General features: G+C 69.2%; 17 protein-coding genes. 6 read left to right on the top strand and 11 right to left on the bottom strand.

All coding sequences use genetic code 11. The annotated features are described in order from the left end of the window. Positions 1-45: 45 nt before the first annotated feature. The 5 genes from ACFWZ5_RS24230 to ACFWZ5_RS24210 form a co-directional block, all read right to left on the bottom strand. A complete protein-coding gene (locus ACFWZ5_RS24230; protein WP_384803043.1) occupies positions 46-1,080 on the bottom strand; it encodes an ABC transporter ATP-binding protein in 1,035 nt (344 codons plus the stop codon). Continuing rightward, the gene (locus ACFWZ5_RS24225; protein ID WP_384803040.1) at positions 1,073-2,095 is read right to left on the bottom strand and encodes an ABC transporter ATP-binding protein; all 1,023 of its coding nucleotides are present in this window, start codon (positions 2,093-2,095) and stop codon (positions 1,073-1,075) included. The genes ACFWZ5_RS24230 and ACFWZ5_RS24225 overlap by 8 nt, the downstream gene beginning before the upstream one ends. Before the next feature lie 5 nt (positions 2,096-2,100). Next, positions 2,101-3,078 carry an ABC transporter permease gene (locus ACFWZ5_RS24220; protein ID WP_384803037.1) on the bottom strand — a complete coding sequence of 326 codons (978 nt, stop codon included), beginning with the start codon at positions 3,076-3,078 and terminating at the stop codon, positions 2,101-2,103. Continuing rightward, positions 3,071-3,994 (bottom strand): ABC transporter permease, encoded by a 924-nt coding sequence (locus ACFWZ5_RS24215; RefSeq protein ID WP_384803034.1) that lies wholly within the window; start codon positions 3,992-3,994, stop codon positions 3,071-3,073. Before ACFWZ5_RS24215 ends, ACFWZ5_RS24220 begins: the two co-directional genes overlap by 8 nt. 66 nt (positions 3,995-4,060) lie before the next feature. Beyond that, positions 4,061-5,683, bottom strand: coding sequence for an ABC transporter substrate-binding protein (locus ACFWZ5_RS24210; RefSeq protein ID WP_384803031.1), 1,623 nt, complete (start codon positions 5,681-5,683; stop codon positions 4,061-4,063). 156 nt (positions 5,684-5,839) lie between these two features. Here ACFWZ5_RS24210 and ACFWZ5_RS24205 point away from each other — a divergent pair, with 156 nt between their 5' ends. Together ACFWZ5_RS24205 and ACFWZ5_RS24200 are read left to right on the top strand one after the other, a co-directional pair. Further along, positions 5,840-6,418: a Uma2 family endonuclease gene (locus ACFWZ5_RS24205; RefSeq protein ID WP_384803028.1), complete on the top strand. Its 579-nt coding sequence runs from the start codon at positions 5,840-5,842 to the stop codon at positions 6,416-6,418. 122 nt (positions 6,419-6,540) lie between these two features. Further along, positions 6,541-7,092: a GNAT family N-acetyltransferase gene (locus ACFWZ5_RS24200; RefSeq protein WP_384803025.1), complete on the top strand. Its 552-nt coding sequence runs from the start codon at positions 6,541-6,543 to the stop codon at positions 7,090-7,092. Here the strand turns inward: ACFWZ5_RS24200 and ACFWZ5_RS24195 are convergent, their stop codons facing one another. Beyond that, the gene (locus ACFWZ5_RS24195; protein ID WP_384803023.1) at positions 7,093-7,296 is read right to left on the bottom strand and encodes a DUF397 domain-containing protein; all 204 of its coding nucleotides are present in this window, start codon (positions 7,294-7,296) and stop codon (positions 7,093-7,095) included. It abuts the gene before it with no gap. 15 nt (positions 7,297-7,311) lie between these two features. Next, the gene (locus ACFWZ5_RS24190; RefSeq protein ID WP_384803020.1) at positions 7,312-8,193 is read right to left on the bottom strand and encodes a helix-turn-helix domain-containing protein; all 882 of its coding nucleotides are present in this window, start codon (positions 8,191-8,193) and stop codon (positions 7,312-7,314) included. A gap of 233 nt (positions 8,194-8,426) precedes the next feature. Between ACFWZ5_RS24190 and ACFWZ5_RS24185 the strand changes: the two genes are divergently transcribed. The 4 genes from ACFWZ5_RS24185 (at position 8,427) to ACFWZ5_RS24170 (ending at position 12,258) form a co-directional block, all read left to right on the top strand. Then, complete coding sequence (locus tag ACFWZ5_RS24185; protein WP_384803017.1) at positions 8,427-8,852, top strand: ATP-binding protein; 426 nt, start codon at positions 8,427-8,429, stop codon at positions 8,850-8,852. 139 nt (positions 8,853-8,991) lie between these two features. Then, positions 8,992-10,050, top strand: a complete 1,059-nt coding sequence (locus ACFWZ5_RS24180) for an ArsR family transcriptional regulator (protein ID WP_384803015.1) — start codon at positions 8,992-8,994, stop codon at positions 10,048-10,050. Positions 10,051-10,189: 139 nt separating this feature from the next. Continuing rightward, positions 10,190-11,221, top strand: coding sequence for a methyltransferase (locus ACFWZ5_RS24175; RefSeq protein ID WP_384803012.1), 1,032 nt, complete (start codon positions 10,190-10,192; stop codon positions 11,219-11,221). Beyond that, on the top strand, positions 11,218-12,258 hold the full coding sequence (locus ACFWZ5_RS24170; RefSeq protein WP_384803009.1) for a methyltransferase: 1,041 nt from the start codon (positions 11,218-11,220) through the stop codon (positions 12,256-12,258). Before ACFWZ5_RS24175 ends, ACFWZ5_RS24170 begins: the two co-directional genes overlap by 4 nt. 71 nt (positions 12,259-12,329) lie before the next feature. Here the strand turns inward: ACFWZ5_RS24170 and ACFWZ5_RS24165 are convergent, their stop codons facing one another. From ACFWZ5_RS24165 to ACFWZ5_RS24150, 4 genes are read right to left on the bottom strand one after another with little or no spacing between them, the layout of a single operon-like run. After that, positions 12,330-13,487, bottom strand: coding sequence for an ABC transporter ATP-binding protein (locus ACFWZ5_RS24165; protein ID WP_384805655.1), 1,158 nt, complete (start codon positions 13,485-13,487; stop codon positions 12,330-12,332). Beyond that, positions 13,480-14,532 carry an ABC transporter ATP-binding protein gene (locus tag ACFWZ5_RS24160; RefSeq protein ID WP_384805653.1) on the bottom strand — a complete coding sequence of 351 codons (1,053 nt, stop codon included), beginning with the start codon at positions 14,530-14,532 and terminating at the stop codon, positions 13,480-13,482. The genes ACFWZ5_RS24165 and ACFWZ5_RS24160 overlap by 8 nt, the downstream gene beginning before the upstream one ends. A gap of 11 nt (positions 14,533-14,543) precedes the next feature. Beyond that, on the bottom strand, positions 14,544-15,506 hold the full coding sequence (locus ACFWZ5_RS24155) for an ABC transporter permease (RefSeq protein ID WP_384805651.1): 963 nt from the start codon (positions 15,504-15,506) through the stop codon (positions 14,544-14,546). Next, a complete protein-coding gene (locus tag ACFWZ5_RS24150) occupies positions 15,499-16,425 on the bottom strand; it encodes an ABC transporter permease (protein WP_384805649.1) in 927 nt (308 codons plus the stop codon). The genes ACFWZ5_RS24155 and ACFWZ5_RS24150 overlap by 8 nt, the downstream gene beginning before the upstream one ends. Positions 16,426-16,563 lie beyond the last annotated feature (138 nt).

Here is a 16,563-nt window from a genome sequence, read left to right as displayed (position 1 = left end):
CCCTGGTTTTGGGTAAAGGGGCGGGTCTGGGGCGCCCCGCGAAGGTCACGGCACCACGTGTTTCTCCTCCGCGAAATGGCACGCCGAGTCATGGGCCGCCGCCCCGGCGACCCCGCGGAACTCCGCGGGAACGGCAAGCGCCGGCACCTCAAGCGCACACCGCTCCTGCGCCTTCCAGCACCGCGTACGGAACCGGCACCCCGACGGCGGATTGGCCGGCGAGGGCACGTCCCCGCTCAGAATGACCCGCTCACGATGCTCCCGCGCCTCGGGATCGGGCACGGGCACCGCGGACAGGAGCGCCTGGGTGTAGGGGTGCGTCGGATGCTCGTAGATCTCCTCGTCCGTGCCCACCTCGACGATCCGCCCGAGGTACATGACGCCGACCCGGTCGGAGATGTGCCGCACGATCGACAGGTCGTGGGCGATGAAGACGTAACTCAGGTCGAACTCGTTCTGGAGCTTCTCCAGGAGGTTGACCACCTGCGCCTGCACGGAGACGTCGAGCGCGGACACCGGCTCGTCGGCGACGATGACTTCCGGCCGCAGGGCGAGCCCGCGCGCGATGCCGATGCGCTGCCGCTGCCCGCCGGAGAACTGGTGCGGATAGCGGTTGATGTACTCGGGGTTGAGGCCGACGACGTCGAGGAGTTCCTGGACCTTCGCGCGCCGCGAGCCCTTCGGCGCGACCTCCGGATGGATCTCGTACGGCTCGCCGATGATGTCGCCGACGGTCATCCGGGGGTTCAGGGACGTGTACGGGTCCTGGAACACCATCTGGATGTTGCGGCGGACCGCCTTCAGGGCGCGCCCGGACAGCTTCGTGATGTCCTCGCCCTTGAAGCGGATCGCGCCCGCCGTCGGCCGCTCCAGGTTGACCAGCATCTTGGCGACCGTGGACTTGCCGCAGCCCGACTCGCCCACGATGCCCAGGGTCTCGCCGCGCCCGAGGTCGAAGTCGACGCCGTCGACGGCCTTGACGGCACCCACCTGCTTCTTGATCAGGATTCCCTGGGTCAGCGGGTAGTGCTTGACGAGGCCCCGCACTTCCAGAATCGGCTCGGCGGTCGGCTCAGCCACGGAGGCACTCCTTCCAGAAGTGGCAGGCACTGCGCCGCTCCCCCGCGAGCCCCTCGTACTCGACCTTCGCGAGCGGCGGCACGTCGGTGCGGCACACGTCCTTGGCCAGCGGGCAGCGGGGGTTGAAGGCGCAGCCGGGCGGGATGTTCATGAGGTTGGGCGGCAGGCCCTTGATGGCGTAGAGGTCCTGGCCCTTCTGGTCGAGGCGCGGGATGGAGTCGAGCAGGCCGCGGGTGTACGGGTGCGCGGGGGCCTTGTAGATCTCGTGGACGGGGGCCTTCTCGACGATGCGGCCCGCGTACATGACGGCGATGGTGTCGGCGACGTCGGCGACGACGCCCAGGTCGTGGGTGATGAGGATCAGGCCCATGTTGAGCTCGCGCTGCAGCTCGGCGAGGAGGTCCATGACCTGTGCCTGGACCGTCACGTCCAGGGCGGTGGTCGGCTCGTCGGCGATGATCAGCGCGGGTTCCAGGGCCATCGCCATCGCGATCATGATGCGCTGGCGCATGCCGCCGCTGAACTGGTGCGGGTACTGGCCGACGCGCTCCCTGGCGGCGGGGATGCGGACGCGGTCCATCAGCTCGACGGCCTTGGCGCGCGCGTCCTTGCGCGACATGCCGCGGTGGACGACGAACATCTCGCCGAGCTGGTCGCCGACGCTGAGGACGGGGTTCAGGGAGCTCAGCGCGTCCTGGAAGATCATCGCCATGCCCGCGCCGCGGATCCTGCGCCGCTCCTCCGCCTTGAGCTTCAGCAGGTCCTGGCCCTGGAAGAGGATCTCGCCGCCGGTGATCCGGCCGGGCGGCATGTCGAGGATGCCCATGATCGCCTGCGCGGTCACGGACTTGCCGGAGCCCGACTCGCCGAGCACGGCGAGGGTCTCGCCGGCCGCGACGGAGTAGTCGACGCCGTTGACGGCCTTGGCGACGCCGTCACGGGTCTTGAACTCCACGTGCAGATCGCGCACTTCGAGCAGCGTGGCCGCCGCCGTACTGGATGCCGTGTTCGCCATGGGCGCTACCTCAGCTTCGGGTCGAGGGCGTCGCGCACCGCGTCGCCGAGCATGATGAACGCGAGCACGGTGACCGCGAGGGCGCCCGCGGGCCAGAGCAGCATGTGCGGGGCGTTGCGGATGTACTGGGACGCGGCGGAGATGTCGATGCCCCAGCTGACGGTGGGCGGCTTCAGGCCGACGCCGAGGTACGACAGGGTCGCTTCGAGCGCGATGTACGTACCGAGCGCGATGGTCGCGACGACGATGACCGGGGCCACGGCGTTGGGCGCGATGTGGCGAAGCAGCATGCGGGAGTTGGAGGCGCCGAGGGCGCGGGCCGCCTGCACGTAGTCGTGCTGCTTCGCCGTGATCACCGAGCCGCGGGCGATGCGGGAGATCTGCGGCCAGCCGAGCAGGACCATGAAGCCGATGACCGGCCAGACGGTGTTGCTGGTGACGACCGAGAGCAGCACCAGACCGCCGAGCACGACCGGGATCGCGAAGAAGATGTCGGTGATCCGCGAGAGGATCGCGTCCCACACGCCGCCGAAGAACCCGGCGAGCCCGCCGAGCACGCTGCCGAGGACCGCGACGCCGAGCGTGGCGCACACGCCGACGGTGACGGAGGCGCGGGCCCCGTACACGGTCCGCGTGTAGACGTCGCAGCCCTGCCCGTCGAAGCCGAAGGGGTGGCCGGGCGAGGAGCTCTTCTGGGCGTTGGCGAGGTCGCAGTCCAGCGGGTCGCCGGAGGCGATGGCCGAGGGCCACAGGGAGATGAAGACCAGGAAGAGGATGATCAGGCCCGAGATCAGGAAGACCGGGTTGCGCCGCAGATCGCGCCAGGCGTCCGACCACAGGCTGCGGGCGGGCGCGGCGGCGCCGCCCTCGGGCCCGCCGGGGCCGCCCGGGGTGAGCGTCGTCGCCTCGCTGGTGGCGAGGTCCATGGCGCCGCCCGCGCCGGTCCCGGCGATGGCACCCCCCTGCTCCGTGGGTTCAGACATAGCGGATCCTCGGGTCGAGTACGGCGTACAGGAGGTCGACGATGAGGTTGGCCACCAGGAAGACGAGGACGAGCACCGTCACGAAGCCGACGACGGTCTGGGTGCTCTGCCGCAGGATGCCCTGGTAGAGCTGGAAGCCGACGCCGTGGATGTTGAAGATCCGCTCGGTGACGATGGCGCCGCCCATCAGCGCGCCCACGTCGGTGCCGATGAAGGTGACGACCGGGATGAGCGAGTTGCGCAGCAGGTGGCGTACGACGACGCGGCGCCGGGGCAGGCCCTTGGCGACGGCGGTGCGGACGTAGTCGGCGCGGCGGTTCTCGGCGATGGAGGTCCGGGTCAGGCGGGTGACGTACGCCAGGGACACGGAGGCGAGCACGAGGCCCGGCACGATCAGCTCGTCGACCGTCGCCTCGGAGGAGACGGACGGTTTGATGACGCCCCATTCGACGCCGAGGAGGAGCTGGAGCAGCAGGCCGGTGACGAAGGTCGGGATCGAGATGACGATCAGCGTCAGGAGCAGCACGACCGTGTCGACGGGCTTGCCGCGCCGCAGCCCCGTGAGGACGCCGAGGCTGATCCCGATGACGATCTCGAAGACGATGGCGACGAGCGTGAGCCGGACCGTGACCGGGAACGCGGACGACATCAGCTCGGTGACCTTCTGCCCGTTGAAGGCGGTGCCGAAGTCACCGGTGAAGACGTTGCCCATGTAGGTCGCGTATTGCTGCACCACGGGCTTGTCGAGGCCGAACTCCTGCTTGAGCCGGGCGGCGGTCGCGGGGTCGCACTTGCGGTCGCCGCACAGGCCCGCGACGGGGTCGCCCATCACGTTGACCATCAGGAAGATCAGCAGGGTGGCGCCGAAGAAGACCGGGATCATCTGCAGCAGGCGCCGGATCACGTATCGGCCCATGGGCTCGCTCCGGAGGTAGGGGAAGCGGCCGCCCCGATCGCTGGGGGGACGGCCGCTCCGCTCGGCTCAGTTGACCTTGATCTCCGCGTAGACGGGCACGCTGAACTGGTTGAGCGAGACGTCGGAGACGCGGTCCGAATAGCCGGCGCTGCCGTTCTGGTACCAGAGCGGGATGGCGGCCATGTCCTTGGCGAGGACCTTCTCGGCGTCCTGGAACGTGGAGACGGCCTTGGCGGTGTCCGTCTCGGCGTTGGCCTCGTCGACGAGCTTGTCGAACTCCTTGCTGCTGTACTTGCCGTCGTTGGACGGCGCGTCCGTGTAGTACAGCGGCGCGAGGAAGTTCTGGATCAGCGGGTAGTCCATCTGCCAGCCCGCGCGCCAGGCGCCGGACAGCTTCTGCTGCGAGGCCTGGCTGCGGAAGTCGGCGAACGTGCCGATCGGGTTGCCGACGCACGCCTTGCCGCTGCCGAGCGCCTTGTTGATGGAGTTGCAGACGGCGTCCACCCACTCCTTGTGGGAGCCGGTGTCCGCGTTGTACGAGATCTTCAGGGTGCCGCCGGGGATGCCGCCGCCCTCCTCGACGAGCTTCTTGGCCCGGTCGGCGTCGTACGTGCAGGCGTCGCCGCAGATGCTTTCGCTGTAGCCGCCGTCCTCGCCGAGCACGGGCGAGGTCCAGTCCTTGGCGGGGGTGCGGGTCTTCTGGAAGATCGTCTCGGTGATCTGCGGCCGGTTGATGGCCATGGAGAGCCCTCTGCGGACCTTCTCCGAGCCCGCCTTGTTCCACTTGCTGTCGTAGAACGGGAAGGACAGCGTCTGGATGATCCCGGCGGGGGTGTTGATGTACCGGTCGCCGAGGTCGCTCTTCACGTTCTTCAGCTGCGACGCGGGCACGTCGTCGACGAGGTCGAGGTTGCCCGCCATCAGGTCCGTGTAGGCGGTGTTGTTGTCGGTGTAGACCTTGAGGTCCACTCCCCCGTTCTGCGCCTTGTCGTCCCCGCTGTAGTCGTCCCACTTCCTGAGCTCCATCTTGGAGCCCTTCTGGTACGACTTCACGGTGTACGGGCCGTTGCCGACGGGCTTGGAGAGCCAGGCCGAGCGGTTGTCGAAGAACGCCTTGGGCAGCGGCGCGAACGCCGGGTAGCCGAGGGTCTCGGGCCAGGTGGAGAACTTCTGCGTGAGCTTCACGGTGAAGGTCCGCGGGTCGACGACCTTGAGCCCGGACAGCGTCTCGGCGCTCGGGTCCCCCTTCTCCGGGTGGACCTTGTCGTACCCCTCGATGTACCCGAAGAAGTAGGAGTTCTTCTGGTTGTTCTTCAGATGCGCCCCGTAGTTCCAGGCGTCGACGAACGACTTCGCGGTGACGGCTTCCCCGTTGCTGAACTTCCACCCGTCCTTGAGCTTGACGGTGAAGTTCTGCGAGTCCTTCGTCTCGATGGACTCCGCGACCATGTCCTTGGCCTCGCCGGTCTTCGGGTCGTACCGCTTCAGACCCCGGAAGATCATGTCGAGGACCTTGCCGCCCTGCACCTCGTTCGTGTTCGCGGGCTCCAACGGGTTCTGCGGGTCGCCCCAGGAGGACCCCACGACCCCGGAGCCGTCGCCACCGCTGCTTCCCCCGCCACAGGCCGTCGCCGCAAGCGCGACGGCCACCGCACAAGCGGCCCACTTGGCGTGCGTGGCTCCACGCATGAACTGCCTCCTCGATCACTCTGCGCGTCCGGGGTGCGCGCAATACCGCAAATATCGCGGCACACCGGGCCAACCGCACATTTAGCCCGGCCGTATGAGGGGGGAGGCCATCCGGATGTACGCATTTCTGGCGGGGCGCCCCGCTACGCTGCGCTGATGGACTACGCCAAGATGCGCGCGGTCGCCGAGGAGCTGGAGGCTTATGCCGAGCGGCTCGAAGGCTCATGGCGCGTCGAGATCGGGCCGTCGGGTCCCGTACTGGCCATGAGGTGCCCGCCGAAGCGCCACGCGGGCACGGTCCGCCGCATCCGCAAGCAGCTGGACGAGCAGCTCCCCGCCACCCACCCCGGCTACATCTGCGCCAACGGTCCCGAGATCGAGCACCCCTCGCTCGGCCGCATGCGCCGCCCCGATGCCGTGGTGATCCCTGAGGCGGTGCTCGACGAGGAAGGCCTGGCCGTGGACGCCACGCAGGTCCTCGCCGTCGTCGAGATCGTGTCTCCGTCGAACCCGGAGAACGACTACGTCGAGAAGCTCTCCGAGTACCCGGCCATGGGCATCGAGCACTACCTGATCGTCGACCCCAGGAAGGGCACCGTCGAGGTGCACACCGAGCCCTGCGGGACCCACTACCAGAAGAAGGCGCCCTACATCTTCGGTGACCAGGTCCCCCTCGGCCCCTGGACCGTGGACACCTCCGCCTTCCGCCGCTACGCGAGGCCCGCGCAGGGCTGAGTCACACCTGGCGGCCGCGTCAGCTTCCGGCGCCTTACGCCCCTTTGATCGTCAATCTGCACAATCAGGATATGGCGATGACATCAACTCCCAGGCCGATCACCCCCGATGACGTCCCTGAAGTGAGCCGAACCCTGGCGCGGGCCTTCGCTGACGACCCCATGCTGGCACAGCTCCTTCCGAACGAGGGCACGCGGAGCGAGCGGCTCACGCGATACTTCACCACCCTCCACGACCTCCACTACGGACCCCACGGCAGATGCGAAACGACCGGCGGCGGCGCCGCCTTCTGGTTCCCGCCGAAGGAGGACGGCGCCGGGGAGCCCGGTCCCGAGCTGCTGGAGAAGCTCGGGGACGTCTTCGGCGAGCAGGCCGACGTGCTGAAGGAATGCCACGAGGCGATCAGCGCCGAGACGCCGAGCGAGCCGCACTGGTATCTCGCCGTGATCGGCTCCGACCCCGCCGCCCGCGGCCAGGGCCACGGGGCCGCGCTGCTCCGCTCCGGACTAGCCCGCGCCGACGCGGCGGGGGCACCGGCCTACCTGGAGGCCTCCACGGCCGACACCGTCCCGTTCTACGAGCACTTCGGCTTCACCGTGCGCCGCGAGCTGCGCCTGCCGCACGGCGGGGTGTCGGTGTGGCCGATGTGGCGTGAGGCCATATCGGCCCGTTAGCTACGCGTCGCGGGCGGGGGCGGGGGCTGCGCCCGCCTTGATGTGGTGGAGCAGTCCGCGCAGGGCGGCGGGGGTGGCGGTGGCTATCTCGGCGGGGCGGTCGCTCTCGCGGAGGTGGACACGGCCGGGGCCTGCGGCCAGCTCGACGCACTCGCCGGAGCCGCCGGTACTGAACGACGACTTCTGCCAACTGAGCTGCGGCATCTGGCTCCTTCTCCCCTACAGGCCGTACATGATGTGCTGGATGAGGCTCAACGAGTCCTGAGTCTCGTGGGATTCAGGACTGGCTTCCGGGTTCACGGGGGCGAGCGCCAGCCCGCCCAGCCGTTCAAACATTCTTGCGTATTCGTCGGTGCGCTCTCCATCCCCGAGGAAGACAGAGTTCAGGGGGTGCTCCAAGTACACGGTGTCGAGTTCGGGCGTAGCCCCGCGGAACAGGACGAAGGGGCGACTGAAAGCCGCGTAGACACCGGCGTCGAACGGGAAGATCTGCACCGTCACGTTGGGCAGCCGCGCGACCTCGATCAGCCGGAGCAGCTGCTTGCGCATGGTCTTGGCGCCGCCCACCCGGACGCGTAGCGCCGACTCGTGGATCACGGCGTGATAGCTGGCCAGCGCCTCACTCGCGAGAATCCGCTGCCTCGCCAGCCGGAACTTCACGAAGCGCTCCACCAGAGCCGCCTCGCTCTCGACGGACGAGATCACCGCGTGTGCGTAGTCAGGCGTCTGCAACATCCCTGGGATGAACAGGGGTTCGTGAATGCGGATCCGCGCGGTCCGGGCTTCCAACTCGGCCAGGTCCACACCTGACGGGGTGACGACGTCGCGGTACTCGTCCCACCAGCCCTTCCCCCGCTCCTGCGCCAGCTCCATGAGGCCGTCGAAGAACGGCCCGATCGGGCACCCGTACTCACGCAGCAACTTGTACAGGCGATTTCGCGAAACGTCGATCCGCCCCGCCTCGATGTTGCTGATCCGCGCGCGGTCCGCGTCCAGGATCGTGGCGGCCTGTTCGCCCGACAGACCGGCCCGTGTGCGCAACTTGCGCAGCTCGGCCCCCAAACGCCGTTGGCGTTCACTGGGGTTGCTCCTCGGCGCCATACACCCCTCCTCACACGTTCGGGCAGTCTGCCGACATTGGACCACCCGGTCCACCTCAGGCTTCCCGCGTCACTCACTCGGGTGACAGCCCGGAGAAATTGTTGCCCAGAAGGAAAACATTTCCCTACGGTCGGAGGCCAACCCAACAACTCGCGCCGCACGCGGAAGTACCCCCGCCTACACCGGAGTTGGCGGACCACGTCACCGCAGAGCGCGCGCCCAAGGAGGCCTCCATGGAGGACCACCCCCACGACGTGTACCTCGTCTTCCCGCCGCACCCCGCATGGGTCCGCGCCGCCCGCGAAACCGTCAGAACGCTCCTCGCGGCAGCGGACCGTACCGACCTCACCGACACCGCCGTGCTGCTCACGTCGGAGGCCGTCACGAACGCCGTCAACGCCTGCGCAGCGGAGGACTGCACCGCTCCGGTGACCCTCTTCGCCGCCCTGCCGGACCCCGTCGGCGACCGCCTGCGCGTCGTCGTCCACGACGAGGCCCCGGGCCTGCCCGTCTACCCGGCGGCCACCGCCGATGACGACGAGTCCGGCAGAGGCCTGCGGCTCATCTCGTACGGCGCCGACGCGTGGGGCGTCTGCGCGCAGGCCCCCGGCAAGGGCAAGGTGACCTGGTTCGAGGTGGCCCCGATGGGAGGGTCGTGAGTTATCCGCCGAACGTTAAACGTGCCCCGGCTTCGGGCATATCTGGCCGGACCGCACTCGTGCCCCCGTACGCCGCTGACAGCCGCCAGTAGCGCTGGCACGCTGGCAGCGGATTCGCACCGATGAGGGGAGTCGTACGTTGACCAGCCCTAACAGCCCCACGGAACCGCAGTCCTCCGGCGGCGAGGCCGGTGACGCTGCTCTCGAAGCCGCCAGAGCGCTTGTCGACCTCTCGCTCGGCCACCTCTACACGGCCGCCCTGGACACCGTGGTCACCCACCGGATCGCGGACCACCTCGCCGACGGGCCGCTCACGCCGGACGAGCTCGCCGACCGCGCGGGCGTGCGGGCGCAGCCGCTGCGGCGGGTGCTGCGGCTGCTCGCCGGCCGTGGGGTGTTCCGGGAGGAGGACGACGGCACGTTCCGGCTGACCGCCGCCGCCGAGCTGCTGCGGGACGTGCCGGGATCGCTGCGCGACGGGATCGTCCTGACCGCCGGCGGCCTGATGAACCGCGCGGTGGCGGACCTGCCCGACACCGTCCGCACCGGAGTCCCCGGCTTCGACACGGTGTACGGCGCCCCCTTCTTCGCCCATCTCGCGCGGCACCCCGACGCGCAGCAGATGTTCGACCGCGCCATGACGTCCCTGTCCGGACCGATCAACGACATCGTCGTGGCGCACTACCCGTTCCCGGACAGCGGGACCGTCGTGGACGTCGGCGGCGGCCGGGGCGGGCTGCTGCGGGCGGCCCTCGAACGCAACCCGGGGCTTTCCGGGGTGCTCTTCGACCAGGAGCAGACCGTCCCCGATCACTTGTTGGACACCAAGGAGCTGACCGGGCGGTGGCGTGTGGAGTCCGGGGACTTCTTCGAAGCCGTGCCCTCGGGGGGCGACGTCTATCTCCTCAAGAACATCCTGCACGACTGGAGCGACGAGGAGTGCGTCCGCATCCTGCGCGCCATCCGCGCCGCCGTCCCGCCGAGCGGCCGCCTGGTCGCCGTGGACGTGGTCCTGCCACCGGGCAACGACCCGCACCCCGGCAAGGCCATCGACCTCGTCATGCTGGCCCTCGTGACGGGCCGCGAGCGTACGAGGGAGGAGTTCGCCTCGCTCTTCCAGGAGGCCGGGTTCGCCCTCACCCAGGTCATCGCCACCCCGGCGCTCCCGTCGGTCATCGAAGCGACGCCGCTGCCCTGACGCCCCGGCAGGTGCGGCCGGGCCTGGCCTGACTTCATCGGTCGGGCCGGGCGCGGCCGTGACAGGTTGAATCCGTCACTGTCAGGCTTGCGGGGCGGCACGTCCGCGTCGACGCCAAGTCCAGGACAGGAGACGTACGTTGACCAGACCGCACCCCGGCGCCGAGGAGGGCAACGACGCCCTCGCCACGCTCACCGAGGTTTCCCTGGGCCACCTCTACTCCTCCGCGGTCCGCGCGGTGACCGAACACCGCATCGCCGACCGCCTCGACGACGCGGGCGGGGCCCTGCCGGTCGACGAACTCGCCCGCCGCGCAGGCGTCCACGCGCCGTCGCTGCGCCGCGTCCTGCGCGTGCTCGCCACCCGGGGCATCTTCCGCGAGGACGAGAACGGCGCATTCCATCTGACGCCCGCCGCCGCGCTCCTGCGCGACGCGCCCGGCGCCAACCGGGACGGAATCCTCTTCGGCACCAGCGAGTTCATCGTCCGGCCCCTCGAGCTGCTGGCGGACACGCTGCGTACGGGGGCTCCGAGCTTCGACACGGTCTACGGCTCGACCTTCTTCGGCTACCTGGCGTCGCACCCCGACGCGCAGCGCCTCTTCGACCGGGGCATGGCCTCCTTCTCGGGGTCGATCGACGAGGTCATCGCCGCGCACTACCCGTTCCCGGACAGCGGCACGGTCGTCGATGTCGGCGGCGGCCGCGGCGGGCTGCTGCGGGCCACGCTCGAGCGGCACCCGGGCCTTTCCGGCGTGCTCTTCGACCAGGCGCAGACCGTCGCCCACCACCTGCTCGACACCAAGGAGCTGTCCGGGCGCTGGCGCGTGGAGTCCGGCGACTTCTTCACGGCCGTACCGACGGGCGGAGACGTCTACACCCTCAAACACATCCTCCACGACTGGAACGACGACGAGTGCGTCCGCATCCTGCGCGCCATCCGCACCGCCATCCCGCCGAGCGGCCGTCTGCTCGTCGTCGACACCGTCCTGCCCGAGGGCAACGACCCCCACCTGGGCAAGGTCATCGACGTCATCATGCTGTCGTCCCTCAGCGGCAGGGAGCGTACGCGGGACGAGTTCGCGGACCTCTTCCAGGAGGCCGGGTTCAAGCTGAACCGGATCGTCGAGGTACCGGCCTTCGCCGGCGTCATCGAGGCGGAACCCGCGTGACCGGTGCATCCGGCGACCCCGCCCCCGACTCATCCGCCGCCGACACCGCGCTCGCCGTCACCGAGCTCGCCACCAGCCACCTCTACTCCTCGGCCCTGCGCGCCGTGGCGGTGCACCGCGTCGCGGACCGTCTCGCCGACGCGGGCGGGCCCCTGTCCGTCGGCGAACTCGCCCGCCGCGCGGGCGTGCACGCCCCCTCGCTGCGCCGCGTCCTGCGCCTGCTCGCCACCAAAGGGGTCTTCCGCGAGGACGCGGACGGCTCGTTCCACCTCACCCCCGCCGCCGAGCGGCTTCGCGCCGTGCCCGGCTCGCAGCGGGACGAGGTCCTCTTCAGCACCGACGACCTCATGGTGCGGCCCATCCACGCCCTGGACGACACGCTCCGCACGGGCACCCCCGGCTTCGACACCGTGCACGGCGCGCCGTTCTTCGCCTACCTGGCCCAGCACCCGGAAGCCCAGCGGCTCTTCGACCTCGGCATGGCGGCCCTGTCGGGCCCCGTGGACGAGATCATCGCGGAGACGTACCCCTTCCCGGACACCGGCACGGTCGTCGACGTCGGCGGCGGGCGCGGCGGACTCCTGAAGTCCGTACTGGAACGGCGCCCCCGGCTCTCCGGTGTGCTGTTCGACCAGGCGCAGACCGTCGCCCACCACCTGCTCGACACCAAGGAGCTGTCCGGGCGGTGGCGCGTGGAATCCGGGGACTTCTTCACCGGCGTACCGAAGGGCGGAGACGTCTACACCCTCAAACACATCCTCCACGACTGGAACGACGACGAGTGCCTGCGCATCCTGCGCGCCATCCGCACCGCCATCCCGCCGAGCGGCCGCCTCGTCGCCGTCGACACCGTCCTGCCCGAAGGCAACGACCCGCACTTCGGCAAGTCCGTCGACGTCATCATGCTGGCGGCCTTCAGCGGCCAGGAGCGTACGCGGGAGGAGTTCGCCGCCCTCTTCCAGAAGGCCGGGTTCAAGCTGACCCGCGTCATCGAGGCCCCGACCTTCCCCGACGCCGTCGAGGCGGAGCCCGTCTGACCGCCCGCCCCCCGGGCATACGAAGGCGCCCCCGGCCGGAATCCGGCCGGGGGCGCCTCGCGCGCACGGCGTCACGCCGCGTGCACCACGTCCTTCTCCTCCGCGAAGTGGCACGCCGACTCGTGGGCGGCGGGCGTGTCCTGGCTCGCGAAGCGCTCGGGGATCGCGAGCAGCGGGATCTCCTCCGCGCACTTGTCCTGCGCCTTCCAGCAGCGGGTGCGGAAGCGGCAGCCGGACGGCGGGTTGGCGGGCGAGGGCACGTCTCCCGTGAGGATGATGCGCTCGCGGCCCTCGCGGGCCTCCGGGTCGGGCACGGGCACCGCGGAGAGCAGCGCCTGCGTGTACGGGTGCGTCGGGTGGTCGTAGATCTGCTCGTCGGAGCCGATCTCGGCCATCTTGCCGAGGTACATCACGCCCACGCGGTCCGAGATGTGCCGGACGATCGACAGGTCGTGCGCGATGAAGACGTAGGACAGGTTGAACTCGTCCTGGAGCTTCTCCATCAGGTTGATGACCTGGGCCTGGACGGACACGTCCAGGGCCGAGACCGGCTCGTCGCAGATGATGATCTCGGGGTTGAGGGCCAGGCCGCGGGCGATGCCGATGCGCTGGCGCTGACCGCCCGAGAACTGGTGCGGGTAGCGGTTGATGTACTCGGGGTTGAGGCCGACCACGTCCAGGAGCTCCTGGACCTTGCGGCGACGGTCGCCCTTCGGGGCCACCTCGGGGTGGATCTCGAACGGCTCCCCGATGATGTCGCCGACGGTCATCCGGGGGTTCAGGGACGTGTACGGGTCCTGGAACACCATCTGGATGTTGCGGCGGACCGCCTTCAGGGCGCGCCCGGACAGCTTGGTGATGTCCTGGCCCTTGTAGAAGACCTCGCCCGAGGTGGCGCGCTCCAGGGTCATCAGGAGCTTCGCGACCGTGGACTTGCCGCAGCCCGACTCGCCCACGATGCCGAGCGTCTCGCCCTGGTAGAGGTCGAAGGAGATCCCGTCGACCGCCTTCACCGCACCGATCTGGCGCTTGATGACGATGCCCTGGGTCAGCGGGAAGTGCTTCACCAGGTTGCGGACCTGGAGGATCGGCTCGCCGCGCTCGGCGGGCGCCTCGATCGCGGCGACGGCCTCCTCCGGCGTGGCCGCGTCCACCGTCTCCACCTCGGTGACGTTCGGCGTGACGTCCGCGGCGTCCTGGGGCTTGTCGCCCTTCTTGAGCTCAGCCATGGATCGTCTCCTTCCAGAAGTGGCACGCGCTGCCGCGGCCGGTGAGCTCCGCGCCGTCCTGCTCCGTCACCGGAACGAGCGGCGGGACCTCCGTACGGCAGATGTCCTGCGCCTTCGGGCAGCGCGGGTTGAACGCGCAGCCCGACGGGATCTTCAGCAGGTTGGGCGGCAGGCCCTTGATCGCGTAGAGCTCGTGGCCCTTCTGGTCCAGGCGCGGGATCGAGTCGAGCAGACCGCGCGTGTACGGATGCGCGGGCCGCTTGTACAGCTCGTGCACCGGGGCCGTCTCGACGATCCGGCCCGCGTACATCACCGCGATCTTGTCGGCGACGTCCGCGACCACGCCCAGGTCGTGGGTGATGAGGATGAGGCCCATGTTGTACTCGCGCTGGAGCTCCGCGAGCAGGTCCATGACCTGGGCCTGGACCGTCACGTCGAGGGCCGTGGTGGGCTCGTCGGCGATGATCAGGTCCGGCTCCAGGGCGAGCGCCATGGCGATCATGATGCGCTGGCGCATACCGCCGGAGAACTGGTGCGGGTAGTCGTTCACCCGCTCCTTGGCGGCCGGGATCTTGACCTTGTCCATCAGCTCGACGGACTTGGCCTTCGCCTCCTTGCGGCTCAGGCCCTCGTGCACGCGGAACATCTCGCCGAGCTGGTAGCCGACGCTGAGCACCGGGTTCAGGGAGCTCAGCGCGTCCTGGAAGATCATCGCGATCTTGCGGCCGCGGATCTTCCTGCGCTCCTCGTTGGACATCTTCAGCATGTCCTTGCCGCGGAAGAGGACCTCTCCCTGCGGGATGCGTCCCGGCGGCATGTCGAGGATGCCCATGATGGCCTGCGCGGTGACGGACTTGCCGGAGCCGGACTCGCCGAGCACGGCGAGCGTCTCGCCCGCCTCCACGGTGTAGTTGACGCCGTTGACGGCCTTGGCCACGCCCTCGCGGGTGTGGAACTCGACGTGCAGGTCCCGGACTTCGAGGAGGGATGCCTGCTCGCCGCTGCGCGGGGCGGGCACGCCCGCCTCTTTCTCGATGGTGGTCACGTACGCCTCCCTCAGCGCAGCTTGGGGTCGAGGGCGTCGCGCACGGCGTCGCCCAGCATGATGAAGGCCAGGACGGTCAGGCTCAGCATGCCGGCCGGGAAGAACAGCATGTACGGGTTGTTGCGCAGCTGCTTGGCGGCGTCGGAGATGTCACTGCCCCAGGAGATCGCGTCGTCCGAGAGGCCCATGCCGAGGAAGGAGAGGGTTGCCTCGGCCGTGATGTAACCGCCGAGGGCGATCGTGGCGACGACGATCACCGGTGCGGCCGCGTTCGGCAGGATGTGCCGGAGCAGGATGCGCCACGTACTCGCGCCCAGGGCTCTGGCCGCGACCACGTAGTCGGAGTGTTTGGTGGTGATCACCGAACCGCGCATGACGCGGGTGATCTGGGTCCAGCCGAGCAGGGCGAGCGCCCCCACCACGGTCCACACCGTCCGGTCGGTCACGGCGTTCATCACGACCATCGTGCCGAGCAGGAACGGAATGCCGAAGAACACGTCGGTGAGCCGGGAGATGATCGCGTCCCAGATGCCGCCGAAGTAGCCCGCGAGCATGCCGAGGACGGAGCCGACGACCGAGACCGCGAGGGTGACGAGAATGCCGACGGTGATGGAGTTGCGGGCGCCGAAGAGGACACGCGCGTAGATCGAGCGGCCCTGGGTGTCGTAACCGAACCACTCGTCCTGGAAGAAGTGGGTGTAACTCGGCTTCTCCTGGAAGTGGTTGCGCAGATCGCCCTTGGTCGGATCGGCGCTCGTGAACCAGCCCGGGAAGATCGCGATGGCCACGAGCAGCAGGATGAGCAGGGCCGAGATCACGAAGAACGGGTTGCGGCGCAGGTCCCGCCAGGCGTCGGCGGCAAGCGAGCGGGGCTTGCCGGGCGCCGGGCCCGCGGCCTCGGCGACGGTCGCCGGGATGTCGGCCGCGACGGCCGAAGTCCCGTCCGTGTTACTGGACTTGATGGTGTCAGGCATAACGGATCCTCGGGTCCAGGACCGCGTAGAGCAGGTCGACGATCAGGCTCGCGGCCAGGTAGACGAGCACCAGGATGGTCACGGTGCCGACGATGACCTGGCCCTCACGGCGTGCGAGCGCGTCGTACAGGGTGTTCCCGACGCCCGGCACGTTGAAAATGCCTTCGGTGACGACCGCGCCGCCCATCAGCGTGCCGATGTCGGTGCCGAGGAAGGTCACGACCGGGATCAGCGAGTTGCGCAGCAGGTGCCGCGTCATGATCCGGCTCTTGGGCAGGCCCTTGGCGACGGCGGTGCGGATGTAGTCGGCGCGCAGGTTCTCCGCGATGCTCGTGCGCGTAAGACGCGCGACGTACGCGAGGGAGAGCGAGCCGAGCACGATGGCGGGCAGGATCAACTGCGTGATGTCCGTGGCGTCCTGGACCGTGGGCTCGGTCCACTTGAGCTGCAGGCCGACCACCGTCTGCACGATGTAGCCGAGCACGAACACCGGTACCGAGATGACGAGCAGGGTGAACACCAGGATGAGGTTGTCCACGAAGCGGCCGCGGCGCACACCCGCGAGCATGCCGAGGGCGATGCCGAGGACCATCTCGATGCCGAAGGCGAGCAGCGTGAGGCGCACGGTGACGGGGAACGCCTGGCTCAGGATGTCACCGACGGGCCTGCCGCCGATGTTGGTCCCGAGGTCGCCCATGACCAGGTTCTTCATGTAGTGCAGATACTGCTCCCACAGCGGCAGGTCGAGGCCACGCTGGTGGCGGATCGCCTCCATCTGCGCCGGGTCCGGCGGCTTGTCCCCCCACAACGCCCGTACCGGGTCACCGGGGAGCACATTGACCATCAAGAAAATGAGAAGAGTGGTCCCGATGAAGACCGGGATCATCTGGAGCAGTCGCCGCGCGACGTAGCGCCCCATGGAAGCCTCCGTCCTGTGCGAAGCCGCCCGTGGTGCCGACCCGGATCACGGGTCGGGCGCCCCCCCGGGTGCCGCCCGGGCACACAAGATCAAAAACAAACTTAAAGGATAAAAAAGCCAGCGGAATCTGAGTAAAAA

Origin of the sequence: Streptomyces sp. NPDC059003 (assembly GCF_042740445.1) — a bacterium.
Lineage (GTDB): Bacteria > Actinomycetota > Actinomycetes > Streptomycetales > Streptomycetaceae > Streptomyces.
Note: the sequence above shows the minus strand (reverse complement) of the source record. Positions and strands in the feature narration are given on the sequence as shown.

What these genes read in the sequence shown, in the direction of transcription:
- ACFWZ5_RS24225 (WP_384803040.1), bottom strand. Translation starts at nt 2,095, where the DNA reads ATGGCGAACACGGCATCCAGTACGGCGGCGGCCACGCTGCTCGAAGTG.
- ACFWZ5_RS24220 (WP_384803037.1), bottom strand. Translation starts at nt 3,078, where the DNA reads ATGTCTGAACCCACGGAGCAGGGGGGTGCCATCGCCGGGACCGGCGCG.
- ACFWZ5_RS24215 (WP_384803034.1), bottom strand. Translation starts at nt 3,994, where the DNA reads ATGGGCCGATACGTGATCCGGCGCCTGCTGCAGATGATCCCGGTCTTC.
- ACFWZ5_RS24210 (WP_384803031.1), bottom strand. Translation starts at nt 5,683, where the DNA reads ATGCGTGGAGCCACGCACGCCAAGTGGGCCGCTTGTGCGGTGGCCGTC.
- ACFWZ5_RS24205 (WP_384803028.1), top strand. Translation starts at nt 5,840, where the DNA reads ATGGACTACGCCAAGATGCGCGCGGTCGCCGAGGAGCTGGAGGCTTAT.
- ACFWZ5_RS24195 (WP_384803023.1), bottom strand. Translation starts at nt 7,296, where the DNA reads ATGCCGCAGCTCAGTTGGCAGAAGTCGTCGTTCAGTACCGGCGGCTCC.
- ACFWZ5_RS24190 (WP_384803020.1), bottom strand. Translation starts at nt 8,193, where the DNA reads ATGGCGCCGAGGAGCAACCCCAGTGAACGCCAACGGCGTTTGGGGGCC.
- ACFWZ5_RS24185 (WP_384803017.1), top strand. Translation starts at nt 8,427, where the DNA reads ATGGAGGACCACCCCCACGACGTGTACCTCGTCTTCCCGCCGCACCCC.
- ACFWZ5_RS24165 (WP_384805655.1), bottom strand. Translation starts at nt 13,487, where the DNA reads ATGGCTGAGCTCAAGAAGGGCGACAAGCCCCAGGACGCCGCGGACGTC.
- ACFWZ5_RS24155 (WP_384805651.1), bottom strand. Translation starts at nt 15,506, where the DNA reads ATGCCTGACACCATCAAGTCCAGTAACACGGACGGGACTTCGGCCGTC.
- ACFWZ5_RS24150 (WP_384805649.1), bottom strand. Translation starts at nt 16,425, where the DNA reads ATGGGGCGCTACGTCGCGCGGCGACTGCTCCAGATGATCCCGGTCTTC.